The organism is Streptomyces sp. NPDC005263, from assembly GCF_042872365.1.
In the GTDB taxonomy this organism is placed as follows: Bacteria; Actinomycetota; Actinomycetes; order Streptomycetales; family Streptomycetaceae; genus Streptomyces.
The window spans coordinates 581,751-607,162 of record NZ_JBIAKJ010000005.1 but is presented as its reverse complement, the minus strand read 5'-3'; the positions used below and the strand labels follow the sequence as shown (position 1 = coordinate 607,162).

The window sequence follows — 25,412 nt, the reverse complement described above, 5'->3', positions numbered from 1 at the left end:
AGGCCCGGCGACGTAGTGGGTGAGGCGGGACCCGTCCAGAACCGGAGAGGGGTGGCCTCGGGGCACGGGCGGCGCAAAGCGGGTGGCGGACATCGGCTCTGCCTCCGCGGCGTCGGCCGGTCACACCGTGTGTTCGAGTGATGATAGCGGCACATATTTAACATTCAAGGTTGACTGGGGAGTAACCTCCCGAGAGCCCCCTGGGCCACTTCCGTCCCACGTTCGGGATTGGGCTCCGCGTACCGGGAAACGCGTGCAGGGCACCGGAGCCAAGCCGGTCGCGCAGCGAACGAAGGAGGCAGCCCCATGGGCACGCAGCCGATGGCGGACGACGCGTACCAGCCCACCGGAACCAACGAGGAGCAGGAGGACGCGGGCCCGCTCGATCTCCAGGACGCGCTCGACGAGCGCACCTACGACGAGACCCTCGACGAGGGCTACTCCCCGCCGGAGAAACCGCTCGGCGTCACCAAGTACGGCACCACGGCCGCCGAACAGCACGACGGGGAGAGTCTCGACCAGCGACTGTCCCAGGAGGTTCCGGACGCCGCGGAGACCATGGGGGACGGGGTCGGCGACATCCCCGGCGGCGAGGGCGAACCGGTCGACCGCGAGGTGGGCGCCGACCGCGCGGGCCGGCTCGTCGCCCCGGACGAGGGCGCCCACCCCGACACCACCAAGGAGGCTGTCGCCTCCGACGTGGGCATCGACGCGGGAGCCGCCGGGGCGGAAGAGGCCGCCGTCCATGTCGTCGAGGACGAGGAAACTGCCGGGGACGACATGGACGACATGGACGGCATGGACGACCTGGAATACGTGAGCGACGAGGAGAACTGAGCGGGGCGGGGCGCTCAGTCCCCGATACGGTCGATCAGGCGGAGTTTGTTGGTGGCGTCCAGGGCGGCGACCTTGTAGGACTCCGCGAGCGTCGGGTAGTTGAACACCGCGTCGACCAGGTAGTCGACGGTGCCGCCGCAGCCCATCACCGACTGTCCGATGTGGATGAGTTCGGTGGCGCCGGTGCCGAAGCAGTGCACCCCGAGCAGGGTCCGGTCCTCGGGCGAGACCAGCAGCTTCAGCATGCCGTGCGAGTCGCCCATGATCTGCCCGCGGGCCAGTTCCCGGTAACGGGAGATGCCGACCTCGAACGGCACCCGGTCCTCGGTGAGCTGATCCTCGGTCCGGCCCACGAAGCTGATCTCGGGGATGGTGTAGATGCCGATCGGCTGGAGGTTGTGCATCCGCGGGGCCGGCTCCCCGCACGCGTGGTACGCCGCCGCCCGGCCCTGCTCCATCGAGGTCGCCGCCAGCGCCGGGAAACCGATGACGTCGCCCACGGCGTAGATGTGCGCCGCCTCGGTGCGGTAGTGCTCGTCCACCGTGATCCGGCCGCGGGCGTCCGCCGACAGCCCCGCCTTGTCGAGGTCGAGGTCGTCGGTGAGGCCCTGGCGGCCCGCCGAGTACATCACGGCGTCGGCGGGGATCTTCTTGCCGCTCTCCAGCACGGTCAGCGTGCCCCGGGGATGACGCTCGACGGCCGCCACCGTCTCCCCGAAACGGAACGTCACCGCCAGGTCCCGCAGCTGGTACTTGAGCGACTCGATCACCTCGACGTCGCACATGTCGAGCATGCCGGCCCGCCGTTCGACCACGGTGACCTTGCTGCCGAGCGCGGCGAACATCGACGCGTACTCCATGCCGATGACCCCGGCGCCGACGATCACCATGGAGCGCGGCACCCGTTCGATCGCGAGCACGTTGTCCGAGTCCATGATGGTCCGCCCGTCGAACTCGACGCTGTCCGGGCGTGCGGGGCGGGTGCCGGTGGCGATGACGAAGTGGTCGGCGCTGATCAGGCGTTCCTGGCCGGTGACCTCGCGCAGGGCGACGGTGTGGTCGTCGACGAAGCGGGCGGTCCCGGCGTACAGGGCGATGTCGTTGCGGGACAGCTGGCTGCGGATGACATCGACCTCGCGGCTGACCACGTGCTGGGTGCGGGCGGTCAGGTCGGCGACGGTGATGTCCTCCTTCAACCGGTAGCTCTGCCCGTACAGATCGCGCTGGCTGAGACCGGTGAGGTACAACACCGCCTCGCGCAGGGTCTTGGAGGGGATGGTGCCGGTGTGGATGGAGACCCCGCCGACCATGTCGGGGCGGTCGACGACGGCGACCCGGCGGCCCAGTTTGGCCGCGGCGATGGCGGCCTTCTGACCACCGGGTCCGGATCCGATGACGAGCATGTCGAAGTCGGGCACCCTCAGGAGTCTGTCAGTCCCGGCGCCCCCTTCGATAGGGCGGAGGGACAAACGACGACCCCGAGTCCCGGGCCGGGCCCGCCGGGCCCGCGGCGGCACACGCCACCGCGTCGCGGTCCGCTACGGCAGCAGCTTGTCGAGCGCGGCAGGGCCCTCCGCCGCCAGCTTGCGCCTGGCCCATTCGAGGTTGTGCGGGGTGAGGTCCATACCGGACGCGAGCACCACGTCCTCGGGGGACACGTCGGTGCCGGTACGGGCGTGCAGCAGGGCGTCCGGGGTGGTGCGGTCCTCGGACGGGTCGGACGCGTCGGGCTGTGACGTCGGCATGATGTCTGCTCCTCGGATCCGGATCGTTCCTCGACCCCGGTTTCCCTCACCGGGCCCGATATCACCATTCAACGCCCGGGCGCCCCGTGCATCCCGAGGGAGCCCGCGGCACCCGGCCCGGCCCTCGGGCGCCCGACATGCCCGGACGATCACTCGGGCGTCTAATGGGGATGACCGAAGACCCGGCCGGCAGAAGAGGCCCGTGCATGCCAGCAACCAGGACAACCGAAGAGGGGGAAGCGGACAGCGTGGCTCCGGGGGGTCTGCGGCGGCTGGGGGAGTGGTGCGCGCGGCACTTCGTGGTCGTGATCATCGCCTGGCTGGTGGCCGTCGTCGCCCTCCAGGTGGTCAGCAGAGCCGTCGGCGGGACCTACGAGGACAACTTCCAGCTGTCGGGCGTGCAGTCCACGGAAGGCCTGGACGTGCTGAAGGAGCACGACCCGCAGGCCGGGGGCTACAGCAGCCAGATCGTCCTGCACGACGACCAGCAGCCCGTGAGCGCGCTGAGTTCGCAGCTGTCCACGACCGTCGGTGACCTCGAGAAGCTCCCGCATGTGCTCTCGGCCCAGAACCCGCTCTCCGTGACGTCGTCGAAGGTCGGCCCGGTGTCGAGCGACGGCCGGACCGCCTATGTCACCGTCCGCTTCGATGTGCAGCCCTCCACCCTCGGCGACGACTACCTGACCGGCGTCGACAACGCCGTCCAGCCGCTGCGGGCGGCCGGCGCCGAGGTCGAGTACGGCGGTTCGCTCGGCGAGCTCGCCCGTCCGGACGCGGACGACCGGGTCAGCGAACTGATCGGCTTCGCGGTCGCCGTCGTCGTCCTGCTCATCGGCTTCGGCAGCGTCATCGCGGCCGGACTGCCCCTGCTCACCGCCCTGATCAGCGTGGTCGTCGGGCTCGCCTGCCTGGGGCTGCTGGCCGCCGCCTTCACCTTCGCGACCGTCTCGCCGACCCTCGCCACCATGATCGGTCTGGGCGTCGGCATCGACTACGCCCTCTTCCTGATCACCCGGCACCGGCAGAACGTGATGAACGGCGCCGATCCCGCCGAGGCCGCCGGGCTCGCCGCCGCCACCAGCGGCCGTGCCGTGCTCGTCTCCGGCACCACCGTGATCATCGCCCTCATGGGCCTGTACACGTCCGGGGTGTCCTTCATCGGCAAACTCGGACTCGCCGCCGCCGTCACCGTCGTCACCGCCGTCGTCGGCGCCCTCACCCTCGTGCCGGCCCTCCTCGGGCTCATCGGCAGACACATCGACCGCTACCACGTCCGCGAGCCGGTCGCCGAGACCGACGCCGAACCGGGATCCGCCCCGCACGGCACCTGGCACCGTTACGCCAAACGCGTCGAGCGCAGGCCCTGGGAGTACCTCGGCGCCGGTGTGGTCGTCATCGCGATCCTCGCGATCCCGGTCTTCTCCATCCAGCTCGGCCACATCGGCGACGGCGCCGACCCGACCTCCTTCACCGACCGGCGGGCCTACGACCTGATGACCGACGCCTTCGGGCCCGGCTCCAACGGCCCCCTCACCGTCGTCATCGACCAGACGTCCGTCCCGTCCGACAAACGCTCCGCCCTCGCCTCCCAGGCCGGGAAGACCCTGAGCACGGTGCCCGGCGCGGGCACCGTCACCCCGCTGATGCCCACCAGCGACGGCGACCTGCTGCTCGCCACCGTCTACTCCGAGGTCTCCCCGCAGAACGCCGACACCACCGACCTGACCAACCGCCTCGTCGACCACACCCTCCCCGACGCGGTCTCCGGCTACGACGCCAAGGGCTACGTCACCGGCACCACGGCCGCCCAGGTCGACTTCCGTGACATCGTCGCCAGCCGGCTGCCCCTGATCATCGCCGTCGTCGTCGCGCTCGCCTTCCTGATCATCCTCGCCGTGTTCCGCGGCCTGCTCGTCGCGGTCAAGGCCGCCGTCCTCAACGTCCTGTCGATCACCGCCTCGTACGGCGTCGTCGTCGCCGTCTTCCAATGGGGCTGGGGCGGGCCCGCGCTGGGCGTGCACGGCAAGGTGCCCATCGAGAGCTATGTGCCGATGATGATGTTCGCGATCATCTTCGGGCTCAGCATGGACTACGAGATCTTCCTGCTCTCCCGCGTCCACGAGGTCTGGCTGCGCACCGGGGACGCCAAGGACTCCGTCGCGCACGCCCTGGAGATCACCGCCCGAGTGATCACCTGCGCGGCCCTGATCATGGTGAGCGTGTTCGCGGCGTTCATCATCAGCGACAACATCGTCGTGAAGATGCTGGGGCTGGGCCTGGCCGTCAGCGTGCTGATCGACGCCACCGTGGTCAGGCTGCTCATGGTGCCCGCCGTCATGACCCTGCTGGGACCGCACGCCTGGTGGACACCGCGGTGGCTGGACCGGATCCTCCCGCACATCGACGCCGAGGGGGCGGGCCGACAGGGGTGACCGTCAGGAGCCCGGGGGCCCGGGCACGAGGACGAGCATCGTGACGTCGTCCTGGAGGGTCCTGCCGTGCCTCAGGACGTCCGTCCAGACCTGGCGGGCCAGCGCGGCCGGGTCCTCAGCGGCGAAGCCGCAGAGCCGGTCGGTGAGCGGGTAGAACGCCCCGGCCGCGTCCCTCGCCTCGGTGACCCCGTCGGAGGCGAGGAACAGCAGGTCCCCGGATTCCAGCGGCACGGTGAGACCGACGGGCGGCCCCCCGTCGGGCAGCCCGAGACCGAGCGGCGGCTGCGGGGCGAGCTCGATCTCGACCAGCCGGCCACGGCGCAGCAGCAACGGCCCGGACTGGCCGCACGCCACGATCCGTACCGCCCGCGTGTCCGCGGCGAAGTCCAGCAGCACCGCCGTCGCGAACAGCTCCGAGTGCGGCGTCCGGGCGGAGTCCAGCAGCAGCCGCCGGTCCAGCCGGGCCGCCACCGACTCCGGGTCCGGCTGGTCCAGCACCGCCTCCCGGAACGCCCCCAGCAACGAGGCGACCGTCGCCACCGCCGACAGTCCGTGCCCCTGCACATCGCCCATCACGGCCCGCACCCCGAACGGCCCCTGCCGTACGTCGAAGAAGTCGCCCCCGACCAGCGTCCCGCGCTGCGCGGCCCGGTACAGGCCCGCACACCGCACCGACCCCACCCGCGGCGGCAGCGGCGGCATGACGGCGAGCTGCGCCGCCTCGGCGACGGCACGCTCGGTGAGCAGCTGGGCGTCCCGACGACTGCGGACGAACGACACGAACACGCTCAGCGCGGCGACGAAGCCGACGGTCAGCACATCGGTGTCGCCGGGATCGTTCAGATGGAACGCGGGAATGTTCAGCACCGCCAGCACCAGCCCGCCGAGCACCGCGGTCGCCACGGGCCCGTAGGACAGGACCGCCAGCGGCGGGATGGCACCCAGCAGGAAACCGATGTCGAGGGGGTCGGGGCTGATCAGGGTCGCCGCGCACACACCGACGAGCAGGGCGGCCGGCAGCGCCCGCACCCAGCCCGGCGGCGGCGCGCCGCCCCGCAGCCAGCCCTGCGGGCCCCGCTCCGGGCGTGACCGCCCACCGCGCACTCTGCTCACACCCCCTACGCTGCTACGACGCCCCTCGCGCCGCATGCCGGGGCGCCGGCAGGACCAGAGGGTCAGCCGTGTCCCGATGGGCCCTGTCCTGCCCTCGCAGGTTCAGCGCGCGGTAATTCGGCTGCATGGGCCGCTGGGGCCCTGTACGGTGAGGCTCACGCCCGAGCGAAGGAAGGAGGCGAGTGCCGTGAAGTCCACAACCACCCAGCGCTCCCTTCCCGTTGCCCCGGCGTGCCACATCTGACCGGGAGCGCTCCGCGCAGTACGCATCCCGGAGGAACACGTGACCGATCTGGTCATCCGCGCGCTCGACGAGCGTGACGCCCCCCTTTTCGACACCATGCCGGACCCGCTGAACGCCCGCGAGGGACACCGGCTCACCCGGCACCGCCCCGACTGGAAGCGGGTCGCCCTGCGCGACGGTGAGGTCGTGGCGCGCGGCGCCTGGTGGGGCGGCCCCGACGACACCGAGCCCCTCAACATCAACTGGTTCGACGTGGCCGAAGGCGAGGAGGAGGCGGGCGCCGAACTCCTGCGCACCGCCCCCTGGCAGGTCGAACTCGAAATGAGCCTGCCCCCGGGCTGGCGCGAGGACCCCGTGTCGCGTGCCGCGACCGAGAGCCGCGTCACCGCCCTACGCGGCGCCGGATACGAGCTCTTCGTGGAACGCTTCCTGTACCGGTGGACCTCGGAGTGCGGGCTGCCGGATCGGCCCGGACGCCTGGAGTTCCGGTCCGAACCGGACGACGAGGTGTTCCGCGACCTCCTGCGCCGCATCCACTCCGTCACCCTGGACGCCCACGCCCTGAAGGCCATAGAGGAGGGCGGCCTCGACCGGGCCGCCCAGGAGGAACTCGACTTCTTCCACTGGTGCCCGTCGCCCCGGGAGTGGTGGCAGATCGCGTACACGCCCGAGGGGCAGCCGGTCGGCATCCACATCCCGGCGCACAACCCCTCGGGCCCCTGCGTCGGCTTCATCGGGGTCCTGCCCGACCATCGGGGACACGGCTACTCCTACGACCTCGTCGCGGAGTGCACCCATTTCCTGGTCGAGCGGGGCGCGGAGTTCGTCGCCGCCGCCACTGATCAGGGGAACTTCCCGATGGCCGCCAACTTCAGCAAGGCCGGCTATCCCGTCGTACGGGAACGCGTGCAGTACCTCCCTGGCCGCACCGGCTGAGACGGCCGCCCGGCACCGACAGGCGGCCCGGTCCGTCTGTCAGTGCCGGGTGGCATGCCGGCCGCCGGTGCGCCGGTGCGGCTCCCGTCAGGTTCAGGCCTCGTCGAGCAGGGCCTCGGCCGCCGCCAGGATCTCGGTGACCCGCAGACCGAACCTGGCGTCACACGCGTGCGGGCGACCCGTGCGGGCGGCTTCCAGCAAGGCGTCCGCGGCCCGGGCGACGGCCGGCCCCAACCCCTCGGAGCTCTCCGGAAGGGCAGTCACACCCGCCTCGCCCCGCAGCTCGACCGCGGTGCCCGCCGCCGCGGTCGGCGCCGTGAGGCTCAGGGTCAGGGTGCTCGACGCGCCACCGGCATGGTGCAGCACCAGATGCGCGGTGTCCCCGGGGCCGGGCGCGGCCGCCGCCACCCGCCGGACATCGCCGAGCACCGGAAGCAGCACGGACAGGGCGTGCGGTCCCACGTCCCACAGGGCGCCCTTCTCGCGCCGCCAAGGCGAGTCGGCGAACGGGCTGTCGCTCGTGAACACCGAGCCCAGCCACTGCGCCCGCGCGGTGAACCAGCCCTCCACGCCCGCCTGTTCGGTGATCCACGCCTCGGTCTCGGCCAGAAAGCGGGAGGTGAAGAAGACGACCGAGGCGACGCCCGCGTCCTCGACGGCGTCGACCACCGCCCGCCCCTGCTCGACCGTCATGGCGAGCGGCTTGTCCAGCAGCAGATGACAGCCCGCCCGCGCGGCCCGCGCCGCGAGCGGCGCCTGCACGTCCGGCGGCAGCGCGACGGCCACGGCCTCCACGTCGGCGAACAGCGCGTCCACGTCGTCGTACGCCCGTACCCCGTGCACGTCGGCGAGTTCCTTGGCCGGGTCCGGGTGGCGGCCCCACACCCCGACGAAGTCCAGCCCCGGGTGTTCGCTCAGGGCGGGGGCGTGAGCCATCCGGGCCCAGGGGCCGGTGCCGAGCAGTCCTATGCGCATACCGCTTGCCTCTCCACGCCGATACGACCTCGTGATGACCGGCGCGGGTGGGGGACCGGTCGGGGCGAGCGTTTCACATCGCTGGTGGTGCCGCGCAAGACCTTTCGGCCCCTGACCTCGGGATCCCGGAACGCCGGGTCACCGGGCGGGGCGCACCGCGGTCCGGGCGGCCGCCGGGATTCAGCGGCCCGGGTGCTGAATCCGTTCTCGATCCTCTATTGGACCGTCGGGGTGCGGGCCAGCGAGGCTGGAGCGTGTCCGTCGTGGTGGGCGCCCCGCCCGGGTTTCGTCGGACGCCGTCGGTATTGCCGGACAGCCGAGAGAGGTCACGAGGTCATGCACACCCGCCGTATCGGTGATGTCGAAGTGAGCGCGATCGGCCTGGGCGCCATGCCCATGTCCATCGAGGGACGACCGGACGAGACCCGTTCCCTCGCCGCGATCCACGCCGCACTCGACGCCGGCGTCACCCTCGTCGACACCGCGGACGCCTACCACCGGGACGCCGACGAGGTCGGCCACAACGAGACCCTGATCGCCAAGGCACTCGCCTCCCACGACCGCGGCCGGGATGTCCTGGTCGCGACGAAGGGCGGCCATCTGCGCCCCGGCGACGGGAGCTGGACCCTCGACGGCAGCCCCGAGCACCTCAGGGCCGCCTGCGAGGCCTCGCTGCGGCGGCTCGGCGTGGAAGCCGTCGGGCTCTACCAGTTCCACCGCCCGGACCCGAAGGTGCCCTACGCGGACTCGGTGGGCGCGATCCGTGACCTGCTCGACGAGGGCAAGATCCGCATGGCCGGCATATCCAACGCCGACCCGGACCAGATCCGTCAGGCGAACGAGATCCTCGGCGGCCGGCTGGTCTCGGTACAGAACCAGTTCTCCCCGGCCTTCCGCTCCAGCGAGCCGGAACTGCGCCTGTGCGACGAACTGGGCATCGCCTTCCTGCCCTGGAGCCCGCTCGGCGGTATCTCCCGGGCCGGCGAACTCGGCTCCGCCCACGCCCCGTTCGACCGGATCGCGACAGCCCACGGAGTGAGCCCGCAGCGGGTCTGCCTGGCCTGGATGCTCGCCAAGTCGCCGGTGGTGGTACCGATCCCGGGCGCGAGCCGGCCCGAGACGGTCCGCGACTCGGCCGCGGCCACCGACCTCGTGCTCACCCCCGAGGAACTCGCGGAACTCGACGCCGCCTGACCCCGCCCGGTTCTGCGTCGCGGCCGCCGCGGGCCCGGACCGGCATCGGCCGACATTCGGCCCCCGGTGTCTGCCACCTGACTAGGATGGACTCCCTGTCCTGCCAGGCCAGTTGGCGCGGCACGAAGCTGGGGGAAAGATGCAGACCGGTAAGCAACTGTCCACGTCGATCGACGCCGCCGTACCCACGGCCGCGCGGATGTACGACCACTATCTGGGCGGCAAGGACAACTACGCGGCGGACCGGGCGGCGTGCGAGGAACTCGACAAGGTCGTCCCCAGCACCCGCCGGCTGGCCGTGAACAACAGGCGCTTCCTGCAACGTGTGGTGAAGGTGCTGGCGGCCGACCACGGCATCCGGCAGTTCCTCGACCACGGCTCAGGCCTGCCCACCCAGGACAACGTCCACCAGGTCGCCCAGCGCATCGATCCGGGCACGCACGTCGTCTACGTGGACAACGACCCCATGGTGCTGGTCCACGGCCGGGCCCTGCTGGAGCAGGACGAGCGCACCGCCGTCATCCACGCGGACATGCGGGAGACCGACGAGATCTTCTCGCACCCCGACACCCGGCGTCTGATCGACTTCAGTCAGCCGGTCGCGGTGCTGTTCAACTCGGTCATGCACTGCATCCCCGACAGCGACACGGACGGGCCCCTCGCGGTGGTCCGCCGGGTCACCGAACGGCTGGCGCCCGGCAGCTTCATGGTGATGTGCCAGCTGGTCAGCGAGGACCCCGAGGTCCGCACGTTCGTCACCGACTTCATGGACCAGGCCACCCAGGGCCACTGGGGCCGGGTGCGCCAGGAGAAGGAGGTCGCCGAGTGGTTCGAGGGCACGGAGATCCTCGACCCGGGCCTGGTGGAGGTCTCCACCTGGCGGCCCGACTCCGAGGTGGCCCCCCGTCAACTCTCCCACGAGTGGATCGAGTTCGGCGGCGTCGCCCGCATCGTCTGACCCGACGCCGCCCCCCCAGCGGTCCGTCGGTGCCCTGGCGCCACGACGCCCCGTCACGCGACCTTCTCGGTCCCGTGACGGGGCGTTCCAGGTGCCTGGCGCGGGAGCCGGCGGCGCGACGCTCAGCCGTAGCGCTGCTCCCTGGTCTCCCGCAGCAGCCGCAACGAGTCCCGGGGTTCGAGGGCGTCGTCGGCCAGCCGGTCCAGGGCGAGCCGGTACTCCTCCGTCTCGTCGCGGTCCTCCAGGAAGTTGGCGCTCTTGATGTGCTCCAGATACACCACGTCGGGCAGGTCGAGACCGCCGAAACGCAGATAGGTGATCGGGATGGCCGGGGCGGACGCGTTCGTCACGTCCAACGGCACGATCTGCACCGTCACCTGGGGGCGCTGGGCCATCGTGATCAGATGGTCGAGCTGGTCCCGCATCACCTCACGACTGCCCAGAACCCGCAGCAGCACCGACTCGTCGAGGATCGCCCACAACTGCGGAGCCTCCGCACGCTCCAGCAACTGCGCCCGCCGGGTGCGCAGTTCGACCCGGCGCCGCACCTCGCTCTCGGGCGCCGAGGGCAGCCCCCGCTCCACCACGGCCCGGGTGTAGTCGGGCGTCTGCAGCAGCCCGGGCACGTACTGGATCTCGAAGGTACGGATCGCGGCCGCCGCCTCCTGGAGGCCCACCAGACGGTCGAACCACTCGGGCATCAACCGCTTGTCGTAGCGCTGCCACCAGCCCGGCTCACCCGCGCGCTGGAGCAGTTTGAGGAGCACCGACGCCTCGTAGTCGTCGGTGCCGAACAGCTCCAGCAGGGCACGGACGTCGGTCTCGGCCGGAGGCCGCCTGCCCTTGCCCGACTCGATGCGTGACAGTTTCGCCGGACTGAACTTCAGGGCTCGCGCCGCCTGTTCCTGCGTGAGCCCCGCGTCCTCGCGGAAACCCGCCAACTGCACACCCACCAGCATCTTCAGCAGGGTCGGAGCCGGCTCGGGCCGGTCCAGGTAGGGCTGTAGGCGGGAGACGCGGTGCGACTCGGGGGACATCCTGGCTCCCATTAAACCGGCACAGAGACGACTCAGACTATCGCACTGCGTAGTGTCGCACCGTATCTCCACGCAGACGTACGGAAGTTGACCGCCCGGCTCACAGCAGGTGGTCGAACTCGCCCTCCTTCGCTCCGGCGACGAACGCCGCCACCTCGGCCGGCGTGTAGATCAACGCCGGGCCGTCGGGGTCACGGGAGTTGCGCATCGCGACCTCCCCGTCGAGCAGCGTGGCCACTTCCACGCAGTTGCCCTCGGCGTTGCTGTGCCGGCTCTTGATCCAGCGGGCGTCCAGCGAACTCGCCCGCACTCCGTTCCGCACTGGTGGCACCGCACTCTCCTTGGTGTTCACGTCTCCGCCGGGCGCAGCGCCCGGCCGTCCGGGTGCACGGACGGGTTCCCCCGGTCCCTCCAGTCCCACCTGAATTCGTGCAATTTCTCGTGCAATTGCACGAGGATGCTTTCTGCGTGGATAATAGCCAGGGCGTCAACCCCTCGGATGACGCCCCCTCTTGACGTCGCATCAGGGAGATGCCGTGCCGTCACCTGCGAACCACGTGCTCCGGCAGCCGGGCCAGGCCGTGCCCGGCACAGGGGGAGCGCCCCTCGTCGGCGGTCTCCCGTCACAGCGGCGTCCGGCGGGCCTCGGCAGGCCGTCGTCCCCGGGTACGGCGACTGAGAGGCGGAACACCCCTGGCCAGACGCCCCGGAGTGACGCCCCGGACGCCGTCGCACTGCGCATCGGATGCAGCGCCGAGGGATTCGCCCTGGCCCGGGCGTTCACCCGGGACACCCTGTGCCGCTGGTCGCTCGGTCACCGCGGCGACGACGCCGCCCTCGTGATCACCGAGCTCGCGGCCAACGCCGTGGCGCACGCGGTACCCCGAGCCCCGGTGGGCGAGGCGGAGGTGTGGCTGGGGATCGTGCCCGGCCCCGGCCTCGCCGACGTACTGCTCACCGTCACCGACTGCGGAGAGGATCCGCCCGAGTGCACGGCCACCGACGGCTCCGCCCTCCTGGACCACGGACGGGGCCTGTTCATCGTCGACGCCCTGGCCGAGGAATGGGGCTGGACCCTGAAGCCCCCGGCCGGCAAGACCGTCTGGGCCAGGCTGTCGACCCGCCCTCCCATCTGACATGACCGTCGCGGAAAGGCCCACGCCATGCGCACCGCTCCGAAGCACCAGCAGAGCACCGAGCGCACAGACCCCCACGAGCCGCCCTCCGGGGTGGCCAGGACCGCGCCCCTGACGGCTGTGGACCGGGTGCCGTGGGGCGAGATCCAGGACTCCACCGGTAGCGCCGCCGCCATCCCCCTGCTGCTCAGCACCGTGGCCTGCGGCGACCCGGAGACGGCCCGAGCCGCCCTCACCGAACTGCGCCGACGCGTCTGCCAGTACGGCTTCGTCGTGGAACAGGCGACGGCCGCCACGGTCCCCTTCCTGTGGGAACTCGCCCAACTGCCCCAGGTCACCTGCCGCGCCGAGATCATCGAGCTGCTCAGGAACATCGCCGCCGCCCGGCAGTGGGAGAACACGGCCGCGGTCTACCCGAAGCTGCTCAACCACCGTGAGAACCACGTCGTGTGGGAGCGCGAGGCGCGGCAGGCGGTCCGCGACCGGCGCGGCGCCCTGCGGGGGCTGATGGCCGAGGCGGACACCGAGATCGCCCGCGCGACCACGGAACTCGCCCGCACCCTGGGGGAGTGAGCCCCGGCCCGGCGCCCGCACAGCGGCGGCTCGCCCGCCGGCGCACGAGGGGCGCATGACGACAGCGGGTGCGTACGCCGGGCAGGAAGTAATGCTATTGCGCCAATTGTGCGCGGTACGGCACCGGAAGTGAATGGTCCGCCACCATTCGGGCATACGGAGCGCAAAACTCGAGAGAGGGGCGCTACGTGCTCGTTCCGGACCCCAAGGTCGTCAGAAAGCTGCTGACTCGGTACGCATCGCTGCGGATCGCCCAGGCGGAGAGGGCCCAGGCGCACAGGGACAGGGAGGCGATCGCACGTGAACTGGACGACGTCACCTACACGCTCTGTGTGATGGTGGGAGCCACCAACATCCACGAGGCGGTCGCCAAGGCGGACGCCCTGCTCATCGCCGCCGGACGCACGGCACCGGACGCGACGGATGCGGACGGGGAGGAAGACGGGCTGCGGCTGGCGGTGTGACACCGTGCCGTCCCGCAGCCGCTCCCCCGGGACAGGTCCCGGGGGAGCGGCTGCGGGACGGGGGCCCACCGGCCCCATGGGTTCGTGATTTCCATCGCCCTGACCGCGGCGCGGGGCCGGAATCCTGGTGGCCTTCGTGCTGCTCCGCCAGAGCCGACTCCTTGGGCGGATGGACGCAGACGGGACCGCCGAGCGCCGTAACCTGATCCAACTCGCCATGTGTGGCGGCCTGTTCACTCTGCTGTGAGCGACCGTCACCGGCCGGACGACCGTCCGGCCGGGCCCGCGACCGGCTTCCGAGCGATCACCGCCGTTCCTACCCGGCGTCAAGTCCTCCACCGGAATTCGCCTTCCGGTGGGTGAGGGCGCCTACACTCGGCACTCGTGCCCGTGCTGATGGGCAGTGACTCGAAAGGCGCGTTGACGGGTGTTCCAGGATTCCCCCATCTACGACCGACTCGTCGCGGAGCGTGGCGACGTCCCCGCTCAGACACGCAGGGAGGCCGAGCGCGTGGCCAGGGAACTGGAGTACGCCATGCGCCCGCTGCAGTCCTTCGGCGCCGGACCCGGCTCCCATCCCGGCCTGCCCACCGACCGTCCGGCGTCCCCCGGCGCGGGCTGGCAGCGGGCGGCGCTGCCCGGCCCACGCCCCTACTGACCCCGGACGCCCGGCCCGGACCTCAACGCACCGCCCGGTCCGTTCCGTTGACCCGGCCCGGTCGATCCGGCTCGGGATCCGTCAGCCACTCCGCGACGCTCCGCGCGATCGGCTGGCCGGTGTCCACCTCCACGAAGCCGAACTGTCCCGACTGATTGCACTCCAGGAACCACCAGGTGCCGTCCGCGTCCTCGGCGAAGTCGAAGGCGCCGTAGGCCAGTTCCGCGTCCCGGAGATACGCCCGGACGGTGTCGGCGACGCGCGGCGGAACGTCGGTCGGGCACCAGGACGCGGTGTTCACCGCGAACCGCACATCGACCTCGTCCGGATCCGCGTCGGCGGCGGTCGGCTTCCGGGCGGCCAGCATCCGCTCGCCCACCACCGTGAGGCGGATGTCGGCCCGTTTGGCGATCCGCCGTTGCAGCAGCGTCGGACCGTAGGCGACGGCGGAGAAGTCGGTGTCCGGGGCGACCCTGCTGGTCGGCACCGCGCGGGGCGGATCCTGCGGATGGGCGCCCGAGACCGGCTTGACCACCAGATCCGGGTAGCGCTCCGCGAACTCCCGAGCCGCCTGCGGGAACGTCGTGATGAGCGTGGCCGGCACGGGCAGCCCCGAACGCTGGGCGAGCCGCAGCTGCCAGGGCTTGTGCCGGGCCCGGCGGGCCGCGTCGGGATGGTTCATCCAGCGGGCGTCACTGCTCCGCAGCATGCCGTACAGCGCCTGCGTCGACTCCTCGGTCAGCCAGGAGGAGGGCGCGGCGGCCCGCACGGCCGGGACTCCGGGCCTGCGCACCCAGACGGAACGCAGCCCGCCGATGCTCACCAGGCGGCCCGCGGCCGAGAGATGGCCGCGGAACGCCCCGTGCACGTACTCACCGGACAGGGCGACCTCACCGGTCAGGTCGGCGGGGTCGAGCCGGACCACCGGGACCCCCGTGGCGTTGAGGTGCACGACCACCATGTCCGCGGTCACGTCCTCTTCACTGGTCAGAATCAACACGGTCATATGTCGCGGCTCGTGTTCAGTCGTCGAAGTGCGTCTTGGAGCCCGCGGTGGACGTGGTGGTCCCCAACTCCCTGATCAGGCTGTGGTCGCGGGCGGCGATCCGCCCGTCGAAGAGTACGTTCAACTGCCGCCCGGAGTCGTAGACGTACGGAGTGGTGGCTTCCAACTCCGGTGCCGGGCGTGCGTAGTTGAGCGCGAACGGTTGCATCGTCTCTCCCCTTAGCGGTGCTGCTCGATCGAACGGCGGTAGCCTCCGCAGCCCCCCATGGCTGCCGACTTCTACGGGCTCCCAGAGACTTATACGAGTCGAACGGGTGATTGGTTTCCTTACGCTGCGTGATCACAGTCGCTTCGGCGCGCCGGGATCGCTCCCCTCGGGGGAGGCACGAAGGGTGCGCAGCGCCAGAAGCAGTACGCCGATGTCATCCAGATACACCGGGTCGGGCAGCAGGTCCGTCGGCAGCACGAAGTACAGCAACGCGCCCCAGAAGACCCAGCGCGGTCCCGTCGGAAGACCCGCGCGCCGCAGACTGCGCCGGGCCCGCACCAGCCGCACCAGCAGGGCGATCGCGACCGCCAGCACCAGGGCCGCGAGGATCGCGACGGCGACGAACACTCCGGTGGTCGTGTCCACGGGCGGTCCTCCTCGTCGGGGCGGGCCGCGTCCACGGCCGCCACTTCTCGGATTCCCGCTACCGGCGACGGTATTGCCCGCCGACCGCGTGCCGCTGGGGCGAGGGGCGCGCGACCGGGGCGCGTACGCCCGCCGACGCCCCGCTCCCACCACTGGGTCACCCGGGTGGCACGCAGCCGCGGGGGAGCCTAGAAATGGTCGACGTACCACCGCGTGTCGTACGTCGGGGCGTCGACCGCGGGAACACCCTGCCCCTGGAGCTCAGCATGACCACCGGCCCTGCATCACCTGAGTCGAACCCCGCCGACATACACGCCCTGCTGACCCGGCCGCCGGTCGAGGCGGGCCCTGTGTCGCTCGGACTCGGCGCGGTCCCCGTGCGCCCCGTCGGCATCGCCGCCAGCCGCCTTGGGCCGACGGCTCCGCCGTCCCCCCAGGCCCGGCTCGCCGTCGTGGTCCTGGCGGTGTGCGGGGCGCTCAGTTTCCCGCTGTACCGCAACGGCGCGTCCGCACGGGTCTACGGCCTCGCCCTCGCGGTGTCGGTCCTGTGCGTGTTCCTGGCGCTGGTGCTGGCGGTACGGTCCACCGTCCCGACGCTCGCCGCGGCCGTCGTGGTCCCGGCGGCGGTGGCGGCCGGTCAGCTGTTCGAGGGCACGCTGGTGCACTCGGCCGGGCTGTCACGGGCGCTGGACCTCGCCCTCGCGCCGTCCTGGCTCGCCGGTACGGCCGGGGTCGTCGCGTCCCTGACGGCGCTGGCCTCCCTGGTCGCCCGCCTGACATGGCAGTCGCCGCGCGGCACGACCGCCCGGCCGACGGCCGACGCCACCCGCTCCGCGGACTGACCACCCTTCGTCCACCGCCCTGGGGGGTGGTCGCAAGGTCCCGCCCGCCCCCTAGGGGGTGTCCCTCGTCCGCGGGGTGCCCTTGAAACGCTCCAGGGTGCGGGTCAGCTGCTGGAGCGGGGAGGCGGTGGGCGCGGCGGACGGCTGCGGCGGCTCGGGGAGGGCGGCCGCGGTCTCGCGGTACGCGGTCAGCGCCTCGTGGGCCCGTTCGGCTGCCTCCCGGTACAGGTCCCGGGACTTCGTCATGGAGTCCAGCGCCTCGGCGTACATGGCGACGAGTGCCCGCTCGCGGACGAGCTCCTCCTCCAGGGTCAGCAGGTGCCACTGCTCCCGCAGCGCGGTCACCGCGTCCTCGCCCCCGTCCGGCAGGGCTCTCGGCTCCGCGGCGAACCGGGTGAGCGCGTCGACCAGGTCCGAGGGCTCGGAGCCGTCGAGGAAGACACTGCGTACGGCGAACTCGTCCTGGTCGCGGGCGACCTTGCCCGGTGCCGCGGGAAGGATCACGGCGCCGCCCCGCGGCACCTGCACGCCGGTCTCCTTCAGGGCCCAGTTCACGGCCCGCAGCTGCTGCGGCGCGGCGCGGTGCTCGACCACCCGGTGCCGCAGGCTCTGCGGGAGCAGCGGGGTCAGGGCCCGTCGGCCGCGGTCGTCCGGGGTCATCGCCTCGTGCACCACGACGTGGATGTTCCAGCTGCCGCGCACCGCGTCCCGGAACAGCCGGCGCATGGCCTTGTCGTCCTCGGGGAGGCGGTTGACGTCCCGCAGACGCAGCCCGGTGGGGATGTCGTGGTCCCAGTCGGCGTCCGGGGCGTCCGGCCAGAACACGATGGCGGGTGAGGGCCATTGCTGGTCCCACGGCTGTTCCGCCTCCGCCGCCAGTACCCACTCCGCTCCGCGGTCCGCTTCGGTGTGCGCTTCGGTGTCCGCGACGCGCACAACCGTCAGTCGGGCCCGGACCGTCACCCCGTCGGGGACCCGCCAACGGGCTTCGAAGACCGCCTTCGGGGCGTCCTCGGCCTCGGGGGGCTCCAGGAAGTCGTCGATGGTGCCCGCGTCCTTGCGCCGCTGCAGAGTGCGGCAGACGACGTCCAGCGGGTCGGATCCGGTGTGGCGGCCGCGGGCCAGCCACACCGTCGGAGGGTGGGTGGGACGGGCGGCGGGGGAGATCGGCATGAGTCCATCTGGTGGCGGAGGGGCACGTGCGCCTTTCAGTATCGTCGCACGCCCGCTTCGACGATCACCGGGGGTCCCCGAGGCGGACCGGCGCGCTCAGCCGGCCTGGGGCGACTGCTGCGACGACGTCGCTGCGTCGGAGAGCTCGGCGGTCACGTCGGCCGTCTGGGCCGAGGGCGGCGGCTCCACGTTCACCCGGGTACCGAAGTCGTCGAATCGCAGGGTCGTCGTGCTGGTCACCCGGGTGTCCTCGCGGTCCGTCGGCGAGCTGTCCCGCAGCGGCCGCAGGGCGAGGCGCACGGTCTCCTGCCGCAGCCGCCCCTTCTCGTCGAGCCACAGGTCCACCGGAACCGACGACGTACCCAGCTGCCTGCGCAGTTCCCGTGCCTGACCGCTGTCGCCCCGCGCCAGTGTCGACACATCGATGTTCACCCGGTAGTGGGTGGTGCGGGTGCCGTTCAGGGTCCGGGTGCCGATCCTGGTCACCTTGCCGGAGCCGAGCTTCTCGACGTATCCGAACGGCTCCACCGGGTCGCTCGCCCGCGCGTCACCGGATCCGGAGCGTGCCAGCCGGGCCGGGTCGATCTTCATCCAGGTCTTGCCCTCGGGCAGCGGCCCCCGCTGCCCGGCGGGTGGCTTCTGGTACACGATGCCGTCGACGACCCGCTGCTCGATCCGGCTGCCCTGAGAGACGAGGGTCATCCGGCTGTCGCCCTTGGCCAGGTCCACCGCACCGGTGCCCTGGGCGGTGACGCTCTGACCGTCGGCCACCGCCTTGGTGGAGACGGTCAGCTTGGCCGTGTCCGCCGCCCTGGTCCTGTCGTAGGCCGCACGGACGACGCGCGAGTCGTCCGTCTTCTCCGGCCCGCTCGACGGACTGCCCGCCGCGTCGGCCGTGTCGCCCGTACCGCCGCAACCGGCCGCCCCCGCGACGAGCATCACCACGGCGACGGCACTTCCCACACGCGTCCTGGACACCGCACACACCCTCTCAAGTCGGGAGGTGACGCTTTGACGTGTGTGCCGGTTGCCCTGTCGGCCGGGCGCCATGCGACCTGTTTCGGTCATGTGCGGCCGGGCCCCGCGCGCGGCCCCTGCGCGGCCGCCCGCACCCGGGGCGCGTGCCGTGCGAGCGGGGTGCGTGACAGCCACTCCGGTCGGTGGGCGCTCACTCCTGCCCCGCACGAGGCGGCCCCCGCACAATGGCTCCCCTGGACAGGGCCCGCCCACCATCCGCATTGGGGCGGGCCCTGTTCGCCCGGGCTCACGCGTTCCTACGCGCCGCTCTCCCGGAGCATGTCCTCACGCTCGACGATCTTCACGCGCTCACGGCCCTGCGGCTCGCCCAGCGCCTTCTCGGCGGCGTCCAGCCGGTACCAGCCCTCCCAGGTGGTGAAGCGGACCTCGCGCTCGGTGAGGAACGCCTCCACGGCCTCCGGAGCGGGCGACGACGGCGTGTGCAGACGGCCGCTCGTGAAGTCGTCCAGCAGGTTGGCCACGGTCTCATTGGCGTCACCCTTGGTGTGCCCGATCAGACCCACCGGCCCGCGCCGGATCCAGCCGGTGACGTACGTCGACTGGAGGTGCTCGCCGCTCTCCTGGACGACCCTGCCGCCCTGGTCCGGGACCGTGCCCGAGTCGATGTCCCAGGGGAGCTTGGGCAGTTTGTCGGAGAGGTAGCCGACCGCGCGGTAGACCGCGCTGACGTCCCAGTCCTTGAACTCGCCGGTGCCCTTGACGTTGCCGGTGCCGTCGAGGGCGGTGCGCTCGGTGCGCAGGCCGACGACCTCGCCGTTCTCGCCGAGGATCTCCGACGGCGACTCGAAGAAGTGCAGGAACAGCTTGTGCGGCCGGTCGCCGACGTCGCGGATGGCCCACTTCTCCAGGGTCTTGGCGACCATGTCGGCCTGCTTGTTGGCGCGTCGGGCCTCGATCGAGCCCTCGTCGTAGTCGATGTCCTCGGGGTCGACGATCACCTCGATGTTGGGGGAGTGGTCCAGCTCCCTCAGCTCCATCGGGCTGAACTTCGCCTGCGCCGGGCCACGGCGCCCGAACACGTGGACCTCCAGGGCCTTGTTGGCCTTGAGCCCCTCGTGGACGTTCGGCGGGATCTCCGTCGGCAGCAGCTCGTCCGCGGTCTTGGCGAGGATGCGCGCCACGTCGAGCGCGACGTTCCCGACGCCGAGGACGGCGACCTTCTCCGCCTCCAGCGGCCAGGTGCGCGGCACGTCCGGGTGACCGTCGTACCAGGAGACGAAGTCCGCGGCGCCGTACGAGCCGTCGAGCTCGATGCCCGGTATCGACAGCTCGCGGTCGGCCGTCGCGCCCGTGGAGAAGACCACGGCGTCGTAGAACGCGCGCAGGTCGTCCAGGCTGATGTCGGTCGGGTAGTCGACGTTGCCGAAGAGACGGATCTGCGGCTTGTCGAGCACCTGGTGGAGGGCGGTGATGATGCCCTTGATGCGCGGGTGGTCGGGAGCGACGCCGTAACGGATCAGCCCGAACGGGGCCGGCATCCGCTCGAAGAGGTCGATGGACACCCCGGGTTCGGCGGCCACTTCGGACTTGAGCAGTGCGTCGGCGGCGTAGATCCCGGCGGGGCCGGCTCCGACGATTGCTACCCGCAGGGGGCGGGGCATGATCAGTTCCCTTCGAGTGACGACAGATCGACTCGAGGTGAAGCCTAAATTAAGGCAAGCCTTAGTTGGTACGGGGGTCCCGTCTATGAGCTCATAAGGCTGATTTATGAGGGAGAGGGCAGGTTCTGCTCGGACCAGATGACCTTGCCCGCGGGCGTGTAGCGGGTGCCCCAGCGCTCCGTGAGCTGCGCCACCAGGAAGAGTCCGCGTCCGCCCTCGTCCGTCATGGCCGCGTACCGCAGATGGGGTGAGGTGTTGCTGCTGTCGAAGACCTCGCAGATCAGGGTGCGGTCGTACAGCACCCGGACCTGGATGGGGTCGGCGCCGTAGCGGATCGCGTTGGTGACGAGCTCGCTCAGGATCAGCTCCGTGGTGAACGTCAGCTCGTCCAGGCCCCATTGGGTCAGTCGGCGGCTCACCGAGGCGCGCACCTCCGACACGGCCGCCGGGTCGGCCGGCACCTGCCACTCGGCGATCCGGTCGGCGGCCAGGGCCCGGGTGCGCGCCACGAGCAGGGCGATGTCGTCGCTGGGTTTGGCCGGCAACCGGGAGTCGAGGACGGTGCGGCAGGTGTCCTCGGGAGATTGGCCGGCCTGCTCCAGCGCGCCCCGCAGCAGTTCGAGGCCCTCGTCTATGTCGTGCTCCCGGTCCTCGACCAGCCCGTCCGTGTAGAGCACCAGCCGGCTGCCCTCGGGCAGTTCGAGGTCGACCGTCTCGAACGGCAGGCCGCCGAGCCCGAGCGGCGGACCGGCCGGCACGTCCGGGAACTCCACGCGGCCGTCGGGGTGGATCAGGGCGGGCGGCGGATGGCCCGCGCGGGCGACCGTGCACAGCCGGGACACCGGGTCGTAGACGGCGTACAGGCAGGTCGCGCCGGTCACCGGGGCGCTGGTGTCACCCGCCTGGGTCTCGTCCTGGTCGATGCGGGACACCAACTCGTCGAGGAGGGAGAGCAGTTCCTCGGGGGACAGGTCCAGAGCGGAGAAGTTGTGCACCGCCGTGCGCAGCCGCCCCATGGTGGCCGCCGCGTGCAGCCCGTGCCCGACGACGTCCCCCACCACCAGCGCCACCCGGGCACCGGACAGCGGCAGGACGTCGAACCAGTCGCCGCCCACACCCGCCTGCGCGGGCAGATAGCGGTAGGCGATCTCCAGGGCGTTCTGCTCGGGCAGGGTGCGCGGCAGCAGACTGCGCTGCAGCGTCACCGCCATGCTGTGCTCGCGCGTGTAGCGGCGCGCGTTGTCGATGGAGACGGCCGCCCTGGCCACCAACTCCTCGGCGAGCGCCACTTCCTCCGCGTCGAACGGCTGGGGCTTCTCGGACCGCCAGAAACTCGCCACCCCCAGCACCAGACTGCCCGTCCGCAACGGCACCGTGATCAGCGAGTGTATGCCGAACTGCACCACCTGGGCGGAGCGTTCGAGGTCCTGTGCCCGCCAGCCCGGGGCCTCACTGAGCCGCGGCTCGACCACGGCCTGCCCGGTACCGAGGCAGCGGGCCTGCGGGGAGGAGTCGACGAGGCGGATCTCCTCACCCACCGGATACAGCGGGACGTCCTTGCGGATCCCGCTCAGCGCCGTACGGCTCAGTCGGCGCGCGGCGTCCGGCTGCCCCCCGCTCAGGACCGTGTCGAACAGGTCCACGGTGGCGTAGTCCGCGAACCGTGGCACGGCCAGTTCCGCGAGTTCCTCGGCGGTACGGGTCACGTCCAGGCTGGTTCCGATCGCCGCCCCGGCGTCGTACAGCATGTTGAGGCGCTCCCGTGCCGCCTCGGCACGACCGGAGAGCGCGCGCAGTTCCGTGGAGTCACGCAGGGTGGCGACGGTGCCGGGCGGCCCGCCCTGGCTGTCCGTGGTCCGTTGGTTGATCGCCAGCAGCCGGTCCTTGACCAGGTGCACCTCGTCGGTGGCGACCCCTCCGGACGCCAGCAGACCGGACGTGTCCGGCGGCAGACCGAGGTCTCGCACATGCCGGCCCTCGGCGTCGGCGGGCAGGTCCAGCAGCCGGTGCGCCTCGTCGTTGGCGAGCAGCAGGGTGCCCTCGTCGCCGACGATCAGCACGCCCTCCCGTACGGCGTGCAACACCGCGTCGTGGTGCTCGTACATCCGCGTCATCTCGTGCGGGCCCAGGCCGTGCGTCTGCCGCAGCAGACGGCGGCTCACCAGCGCGGTGCCCGCGGTGGCCAGGGCGAGGCCCGCCGCGGCGGCGGCCAGCACCAGCGGCATCTGCCGGTTGGCGGCCCCGCCCACGTTGGCGGTCGTGATACCCGCCGACACCAGGCCCACGATCCTGCCGTCGTCGGCCCTGACCGGCACCACGGCCTGCACCAGCGGTCCGAGGGTGCCGTCGATCTTCTCGGTGACGGTCCGTCCGGCCAGCGCCGGGGCGATGGTGCCGACGAACTTCTTGCCGATGCGATCCGGCTTGGGATGCGTGTAGCGGACACCGTCGGTGTTCATGACGACGATGAAGTCCACCTTCGTCGCCAGCCGGGCCGCCTCCGCCCGTGGTTGCAGAACCGCCGTCGGGTCGGAACTTTGCAGCGCCGCGACGGTGCCGGGGGCGTTCGCGAAGGTCTCGGCGACCGCGACCGAGCGGTTGCGCGCCTCGGTGGTGCTGTCGCGGCGGGCCTGCAGCACCAGCGCGAGGACCGCGGACACCACCAGCAGCAGCACGATCACCACTTGCAGGACGAAGACCTGTCCGGCGACGCTGCGGCCGCTCAGCGCCGCCCGCAGTCCCGACGCCGGTCCCCGCCGTTCTCCGTCGGCGCCCCGCGGCCCGGCGGGCGGGCTGCCCGGCGCCGGCCGCGCCCGGTGCTTGTGCGCTCCCTCAGTGCGGTCGGGCGCGTCGGGGGAGCGCGGACCGCTGGGACGACGGGTCGGCCGGGCCCCGGAGCGACCGAAGAGTCGGACCATGTGCCCATGTCTACACTGCCGCGCCGTGCGAGGCGAGAGGCACCCCACGGTGTGACAGGCCCAGCTCCCGTCGCGAGCAGCAGCCCGCGCAGGTCAGCCGCCGACGCGCGGCCGCACGGACGGGGCCGGCGTCGGCACCTCGACAGCACGGCCCGTGCCCGCGGCCCGGAAGGGCGCGCCGCGTTCTTCGGGCAGCGCGGCGTGACACATCTCGCTCCGCGTTCCGTTTGCGTCCGCCATGAGTGAGCAGCCGATCTTGTGGCACCCCTGGCCGGCGGAAAGGAACCCACGATGGCGGCCGACGAACCCGATACCCAGCAGATCGCTGCCGATCCGGCGGCGGTCAAACGTCACCGCACCCTGTTCAGGGCCGTACGACGGCGCAGGAACCCGCCGCTGCGGCGGACGGACATCACGGTGACCGACGAGGCGGCGGTGAAACGCGCCGTGAAGGCGGCGTCGCTGGGCAACGCCATGGAGTGGTTCGACTTCGGCATCTACAGCTATCTCGCCGTCACCCTCGGCCATGTCTTCTTCCCGTCCGGGAACGACACCGTCCAACTGCTGTCCTCGTTCGCGACGTTCGCGGTCTCCTTCCTGGTCCGCCCGCTCGGCGGCATGGTCTTCGGACCGATGGGGGACCGGGTCGGCCGTAAGAAGGTCCTGGCCCTGACCATGATCCTGATGGCGGTCGGTACCTTCGCCATCGGCCTGATCCCGTCGTACGAGACGATCGGTTTCTGGGCCCCGGCCCTGCTGATCCTCTTCCGACTGGTCCAGGGCTTCTCCACCGGCGGCGAGTACGGCGGAGCATCCACCTTCATCGCCGAGTACGCGCCGGACCGCCGCCGCGGTTTCTTCGGCAGCTTCCTGGAACTCGGCACGCTCGCCGGATACGTCGGCGCGGCGGGCCTGGTGACCGCGCTGACCGCGGCGCTCGGCGACAGCGGGATGGAGACCTGGGGCTGGCGTGTGCCGTTCCTGGTGGCCGGGCCGATCGGACTGGTCGGCCTGTATCTGCGGCTGCGGCTGGACGAGACGCCCGCCTTCCAGAAACTGGAGGACGAGTCCGTCCACCGGGCCTCCGAGGCCGCTTCCACCGTGGAGACCACGGGCAAGGGCGACCTCGCGGCCGTCTTCCGGGAGCAGTGGCCGACACTGATCCTGTGCATCTGCCTGGTCGGCGCCTACAACATCACCGACTACATGCTCCTGTCGTACATGCCGACGTACCTGTCGGACGAGATGGGCTACTCCGAGGCGCACGGCCTGCTCATCCTCATCGCCACGATGGTGGTGCTGATGCTGCTGGTGAACCAGGTGGGTACGCTCTCCGACCGGCTGGGCCGCAAGCCCCTGCTGATGGCCGGGATGCTCGGCTTCCTGGTCCTGTCCGTCCCGGCGTTCCTGCTGGTCGGACAGGGCAGCCTGGTGGCCGTGTCGTGCGGCATGCTGATGCTGGGCCTGTCGCTGGTGTGCCTGCTCGGCACGATGTCCGCGGCGCTGCCCGCCCTCTTCCCGACCCAGGTGCGTTACGGCGCCCTGTCCGTCGGCTACAACCTCTCCGCCTCCCTGTTCGGCGGCACCACCCCGCTGGTGATCACCGCGCTGATCTCCGCCACCGGCAGCGAACTGATGCCCGCCTTCTACGCGATGGCCGCTGCCCTGGTCGGCACGGTCTCCGTCGCCTTCATGAAGGAGACGGCCCGCAAGCCGCTGGCGGGCTCCCCGCCCGCGGTCGCGACACCTGAGGAGGCGGCCGACCTGGTGGAGAGCCGGGCACCGGCACCGCGGTTCTGAACCCGGTCAGGGACGAGCGTCACCGGGTGACGCCGGGACCACCCGGAACGGCGGCGGGAGCAGGCGGATCGCGCCTGCCCAGCCGCCGTCGGCCGTTG

The 25,412-nt window shown here is 71.6% G+C and carries 24 protein-coding genes; 11 read left to right on the top strand and 13 right to left on the bottom strand.

Annotation, left to right across the window (positions count from 1 at the left end; translation table 11 throughout):
* The first annotated feature begins 306 nt into the window (after positions 1-306).
* Positions 307-837, top strand: coding sequence for a DUF5709 domain-containing protein (locus ACFYRY_RS25205; protein WP_389149773.1), 531 nt, complete (start codon positions 307-309; stop codon positions 835-837).
* Between the two features lie 14 nt (positions 838-851).
* Here ACFYRY_RS25205 and sthA read toward each other — a convergent pair whose 3' ends face one another.
* The gene (gene sthA / locus ACFYRY_RS25200) at positions 852-2,255 is read right to left on the bottom strand and encodes a Si-specific NAD(P)(+) transhydrogenase (RefSeq protein ID WP_389149770.1); all 1,404 of its coding nucleotides are present in this window, start codon (positions 2,253-2,255) and stop codon (positions 852-854) included.
* Between the two features lie 120 nt (positions 2,256-2,375).
* The gene (locus tag ACFYRY_RS25195) at positions 2,376-2,582 is read right to left on the bottom strand and encodes a hypothetical protein (protein WP_389149767.1); all 207 of its coding nucleotides are present in this window, start codon (positions 2,580-2,582) and stop codon (positions 2,376-2,378) included.
* 206 nt (positions 2,583-2,788) lie between these two features.
* Between ACFYRY_RS25195 and ACFYRY_RS25190 the strand changes: the two genes are divergently transcribed.
* The gene (locus ACFYRY_RS25190; RefSeq protein ID WP_389149765.1) at positions 2,789-5,014 is read left to right on the top strand and encodes an MMPL family transporter; all 2,226 of its coding nucleotides are present in this window, start codon (positions 2,789-2,791) and stop codon (positions 5,012-5,014) included.
* 3 nt (positions 5,015-5,017) lie between these two features.
* Here the strand turns inward: ACFYRY_RS25190 and ACFYRY_RS25185 are convergent, their stop codons facing one another.
* Positions 5,018-6,118, bottom strand: coding sequence for a PP2C family protein-serine/threonine phosphatase (locus ACFYRY_RS25185; RefSeq protein WP_389150284.1), 1,101 nt, complete (start codon positions 6,116-6,118; stop codon positions 5,018-5,020).
* Positions 6,119-6,410: 292 nt separating this feature from the next.
* Here ACFYRY_RS25185 and ACFYRY_RS25180 point away from each other — a divergent pair, with 292 nt between their 5' ends.
* Positions 6,411-7,307: a GNAT family N-acetyltransferase gene (locus ACFYRY_RS25180; RefSeq protein ID WP_389149762.1), complete on the top strand. Its 897-nt coding sequence runs from the start codon at positions 6,411-6,413 to the stop codon at positions 7,305-7,307.
* A gap of 93 nt (positions 7,308-7,400) precedes the next feature.
* On the opposite strand, the gene ACFYRY_RS25175 is transcribed toward ACFYRY_RS25180, so the two are convergent.
* Positions 7,401-8,282, bottom strand: coding sequence for a Gfo/Idh/MocA family protein (locus ACFYRY_RS25175; protein WP_389149760.1), 882 nt, complete (start codon positions 8,280-8,282; stop codon positions 7,401-7,403).
* A gap of 336 nt (positions 8,283-8,618) precedes the next feature.
* On the opposite strand from ACFYRY_RS25175, the gene ACFYRY_RS25170 reads away from it, so the two are divergent.
* Together ACFYRY_RS25170 and ACFYRY_RS25165 are read left to right on the top strand one after the other, a co-directional pair.
* A complete protein-coding gene (locus tag ACFYRY_RS25170; protein ID WP_389149757.1) occupies positions 8,619-9,476 on the top strand; it encodes an aldo/keto reductase in 858 nt (285 codons plus the stop codon).
* A gap of 139 nt (positions 9,477-9,615) precedes the next feature.
* Positions 9,616-10,434, top strand: coding sequence for an SAM-dependent methyltransferase (locus tag ACFYRY_RS25165; RefSeq protein WP_389149754.1), 819 nt, complete (start codon positions 9,616-9,618; stop codon positions 10,432-10,434).
* A 122-nt stretch (positions 10,435-10,556) separates the two neighbouring features.
* Here the strand turns inward: ACFYRY_RS25165 and ACFYRY_RS25160 are convergent, their stop codons facing one another.
* Both ACFYRY_RS25160 and ACFYRY_RS25155 read right to left on the bottom strand, forming a co-directional pair.
* Entirely contained in the window at positions 10,557-11,471 is a 915-nt protein-coding gene (locus ACFYRY_RS25160; RefSeq protein ID WP_389149751.1) for a helix-turn-helix domain-containing protein, read from the bottom strand.
* Between the two features lie 100 nt (positions 11,472-11,571).
* Complete coding sequence (locus ACFYRY_RS25155; RefSeq protein WP_389149748.1) at positions 11,572-11,802, bottom strand: DUF397 domain-containing protein; 231 nt, start codon at positions 11,800-11,802, stop codon at positions 11,572-11,574.
* A 205-nt stretch (positions 11,803-12,007) separates the two neighbouring features.
* Between ACFYRY_RS25155 and ACFYRY_RS25150 the strand changes: the two genes are divergently transcribed.
* From ACFYRY_RS25150 to ACFYRY_RS25135, 4 genes are all read left to right on the top strand, one after another.
* Entirely contained in the window at positions 12,008-12,607 is a 600-nt protein-coding gene (locus tag ACFYRY_RS25150) for an ATP-binding protein (RefSeq protein WP_389149744.1), read from the top strand.
* 27 nt (positions 12,608-12,634) lie between these two features.
* Positions 12,635-13,180 carry a hypothetical protein gene (locus ACFYRY_RS25145; protein WP_389149741.1) on the top strand — a complete coding sequence of 182 codons (546 nt, stop codon included), beginning with the start codon at positions 12,635-12,637 and terminating at the stop codon, positions 13,178-13,180.
* A 188-nt stretch (positions 13,181-13,368) separates the two neighbouring features.
* On the top strand, positions 13,369-13,644 hold the full coding sequence (locus tag ACFYRY_RS25140) for a DUF5133 domain-containing protein (RefSeq protein ID WP_389149738.1): 276 nt from the start codon (positions 13,369-13,371) through the stop codon (positions 13,642-13,644).
* A 427-nt stretch (positions 13,645-14,071) separates the two neighbouring features.
* Entirely contained in the window at positions 14,072-14,302 is a 231-nt protein-coding gene (locus tag ACFYRY_RS25135; RefSeq protein ID WP_389149735.1) for a hypothetical protein, read from the top strand.
* Positions 14,303-14,324: 22 nt separating this feature from the next.
* Here ACFYRY_RS25135 and tgmB read toward each other — a convergent pair whose 3' ends face one another.
* From tgmB to ACFYRY_RS25120, 3 genes are all read right to left on the bottom strand, one after another.
* A complete protein-coding gene (gene tgmB, locus ACFYRY_RS25130; protein ID WP_389149732.1) occupies positions 14,325-15,308 on the bottom strand; it encodes an ATP-grasp ribosomal peptide maturase in 984 nt (327 codons plus the stop codon).
* A 16-nt stretch (positions 15,309-15,324) separates the two neighbouring features.
* On the bottom strand, positions 15,325-15,516 hold the full coding sequence (gene tgmA, locus ACFYRY_RS25125) for a putative ATP-grasp-modified RiPP (RefSeq protein ID WP_389149730.1): 192 nt from the start codon (positions 15,514-15,516) through the stop codon (positions 15,325-15,327).
* 132 nt (positions 15,517-15,648) lie between these two features.
* Positions 15,649-15,942, bottom strand: a complete 294-nt coding sequence (locus ACFYRY_RS25120; protein ID WP_389149727.1) for a YkvA family protein — start codon at positions 15,940-15,942, stop codon at positions 15,649-15,651.
* 194 nt (positions 15,943-16,136) lie between these two features.
* Here ACFYRY_RS25120 and ACFYRY_RS25115 point away from each other — a divergent pair, with 194 nt between their 5' ends.
* Positions 16,137-16,784, top strand: a complete 648-nt coding sequence (locus ACFYRY_RS25115) for a hypothetical protein (protein WP_389149724.1) — start codon at positions 16,137-16,139, stop codon at positions 16,782-16,784.
* A 51-nt stretch (positions 16,785-16,835) separates the two neighbouring features.
* Here the strand turns inward: ACFYRY_RS25115 and ACFYRY_RS25110 are convergent, their stop codons facing one another.
* The 4 genes from ACFYRY_RS25110 to ACFYRY_RS25095 form a co-directional block, all read right to left on the bottom strand.
* Entirely contained in the window at positions 16,836-17,957 is a 1,122-nt protein-coding gene (locus ACFYRY_RS25110) for a hypothetical protein (protein ID WP_389149721.1), read from the bottom strand.
* A gap of 96 nt (positions 17,958-18,053) precedes the next feature.
* Positions 18,054-18,935 carry a hypothetical protein gene (locus ACFYRY_RS25105; protein ID WP_389149718.1) on the bottom strand — a complete coding sequence of 294 codons (882 nt, stop codon included), beginning with the start codon at positions 18,933-18,935 and terminating at the stop codon, positions 18,054-18,056.
* A 296-nt stretch (positions 18,936-19,231) separates the two neighbouring features.
* The gene (locus ACFYRY_RS25100; protein ID WP_389149715.1) at positions 19,232-20,596 is read right to left on the bottom strand and encodes an FAD-dependent oxidoreductase; all 1,365 of its coding nucleotides are present in this window, start codon (positions 20,594-20,596) and stop codon (positions 19,232-19,234) included.
* A 104-nt stretch (positions 20,597-20,700) separates the two neighbouring features.
* Positions 20,701-23,514: a SpoIIE family protein phosphatase gene (locus ACFYRY_RS25095; protein WP_389149712.1), complete on the bottom strand. Its 2,814-nt coding sequence runs from the start codon at positions 23,512-23,514 to the stop codon at positions 20,701-20,703.
* 291 nt (positions 23,515-23,805) lie between these two features.
* Here ACFYRY_RS25095 and proP point away from each other — a divergent pair, with 291 nt between their 5' ends.
* Positions 23,806-25,314, top strand: a complete 1,509-nt coding sequence (proP, locus tag ACFYRY_RS25090) for a glycine betaine/L-proline transporter ProP (protein WP_389149709.1) — start codon at positions 23,806-23,808, stop codon at positions 25,312-25,314.
* Positions 25,315-25,412 lie beyond the last annotated feature (98 nt).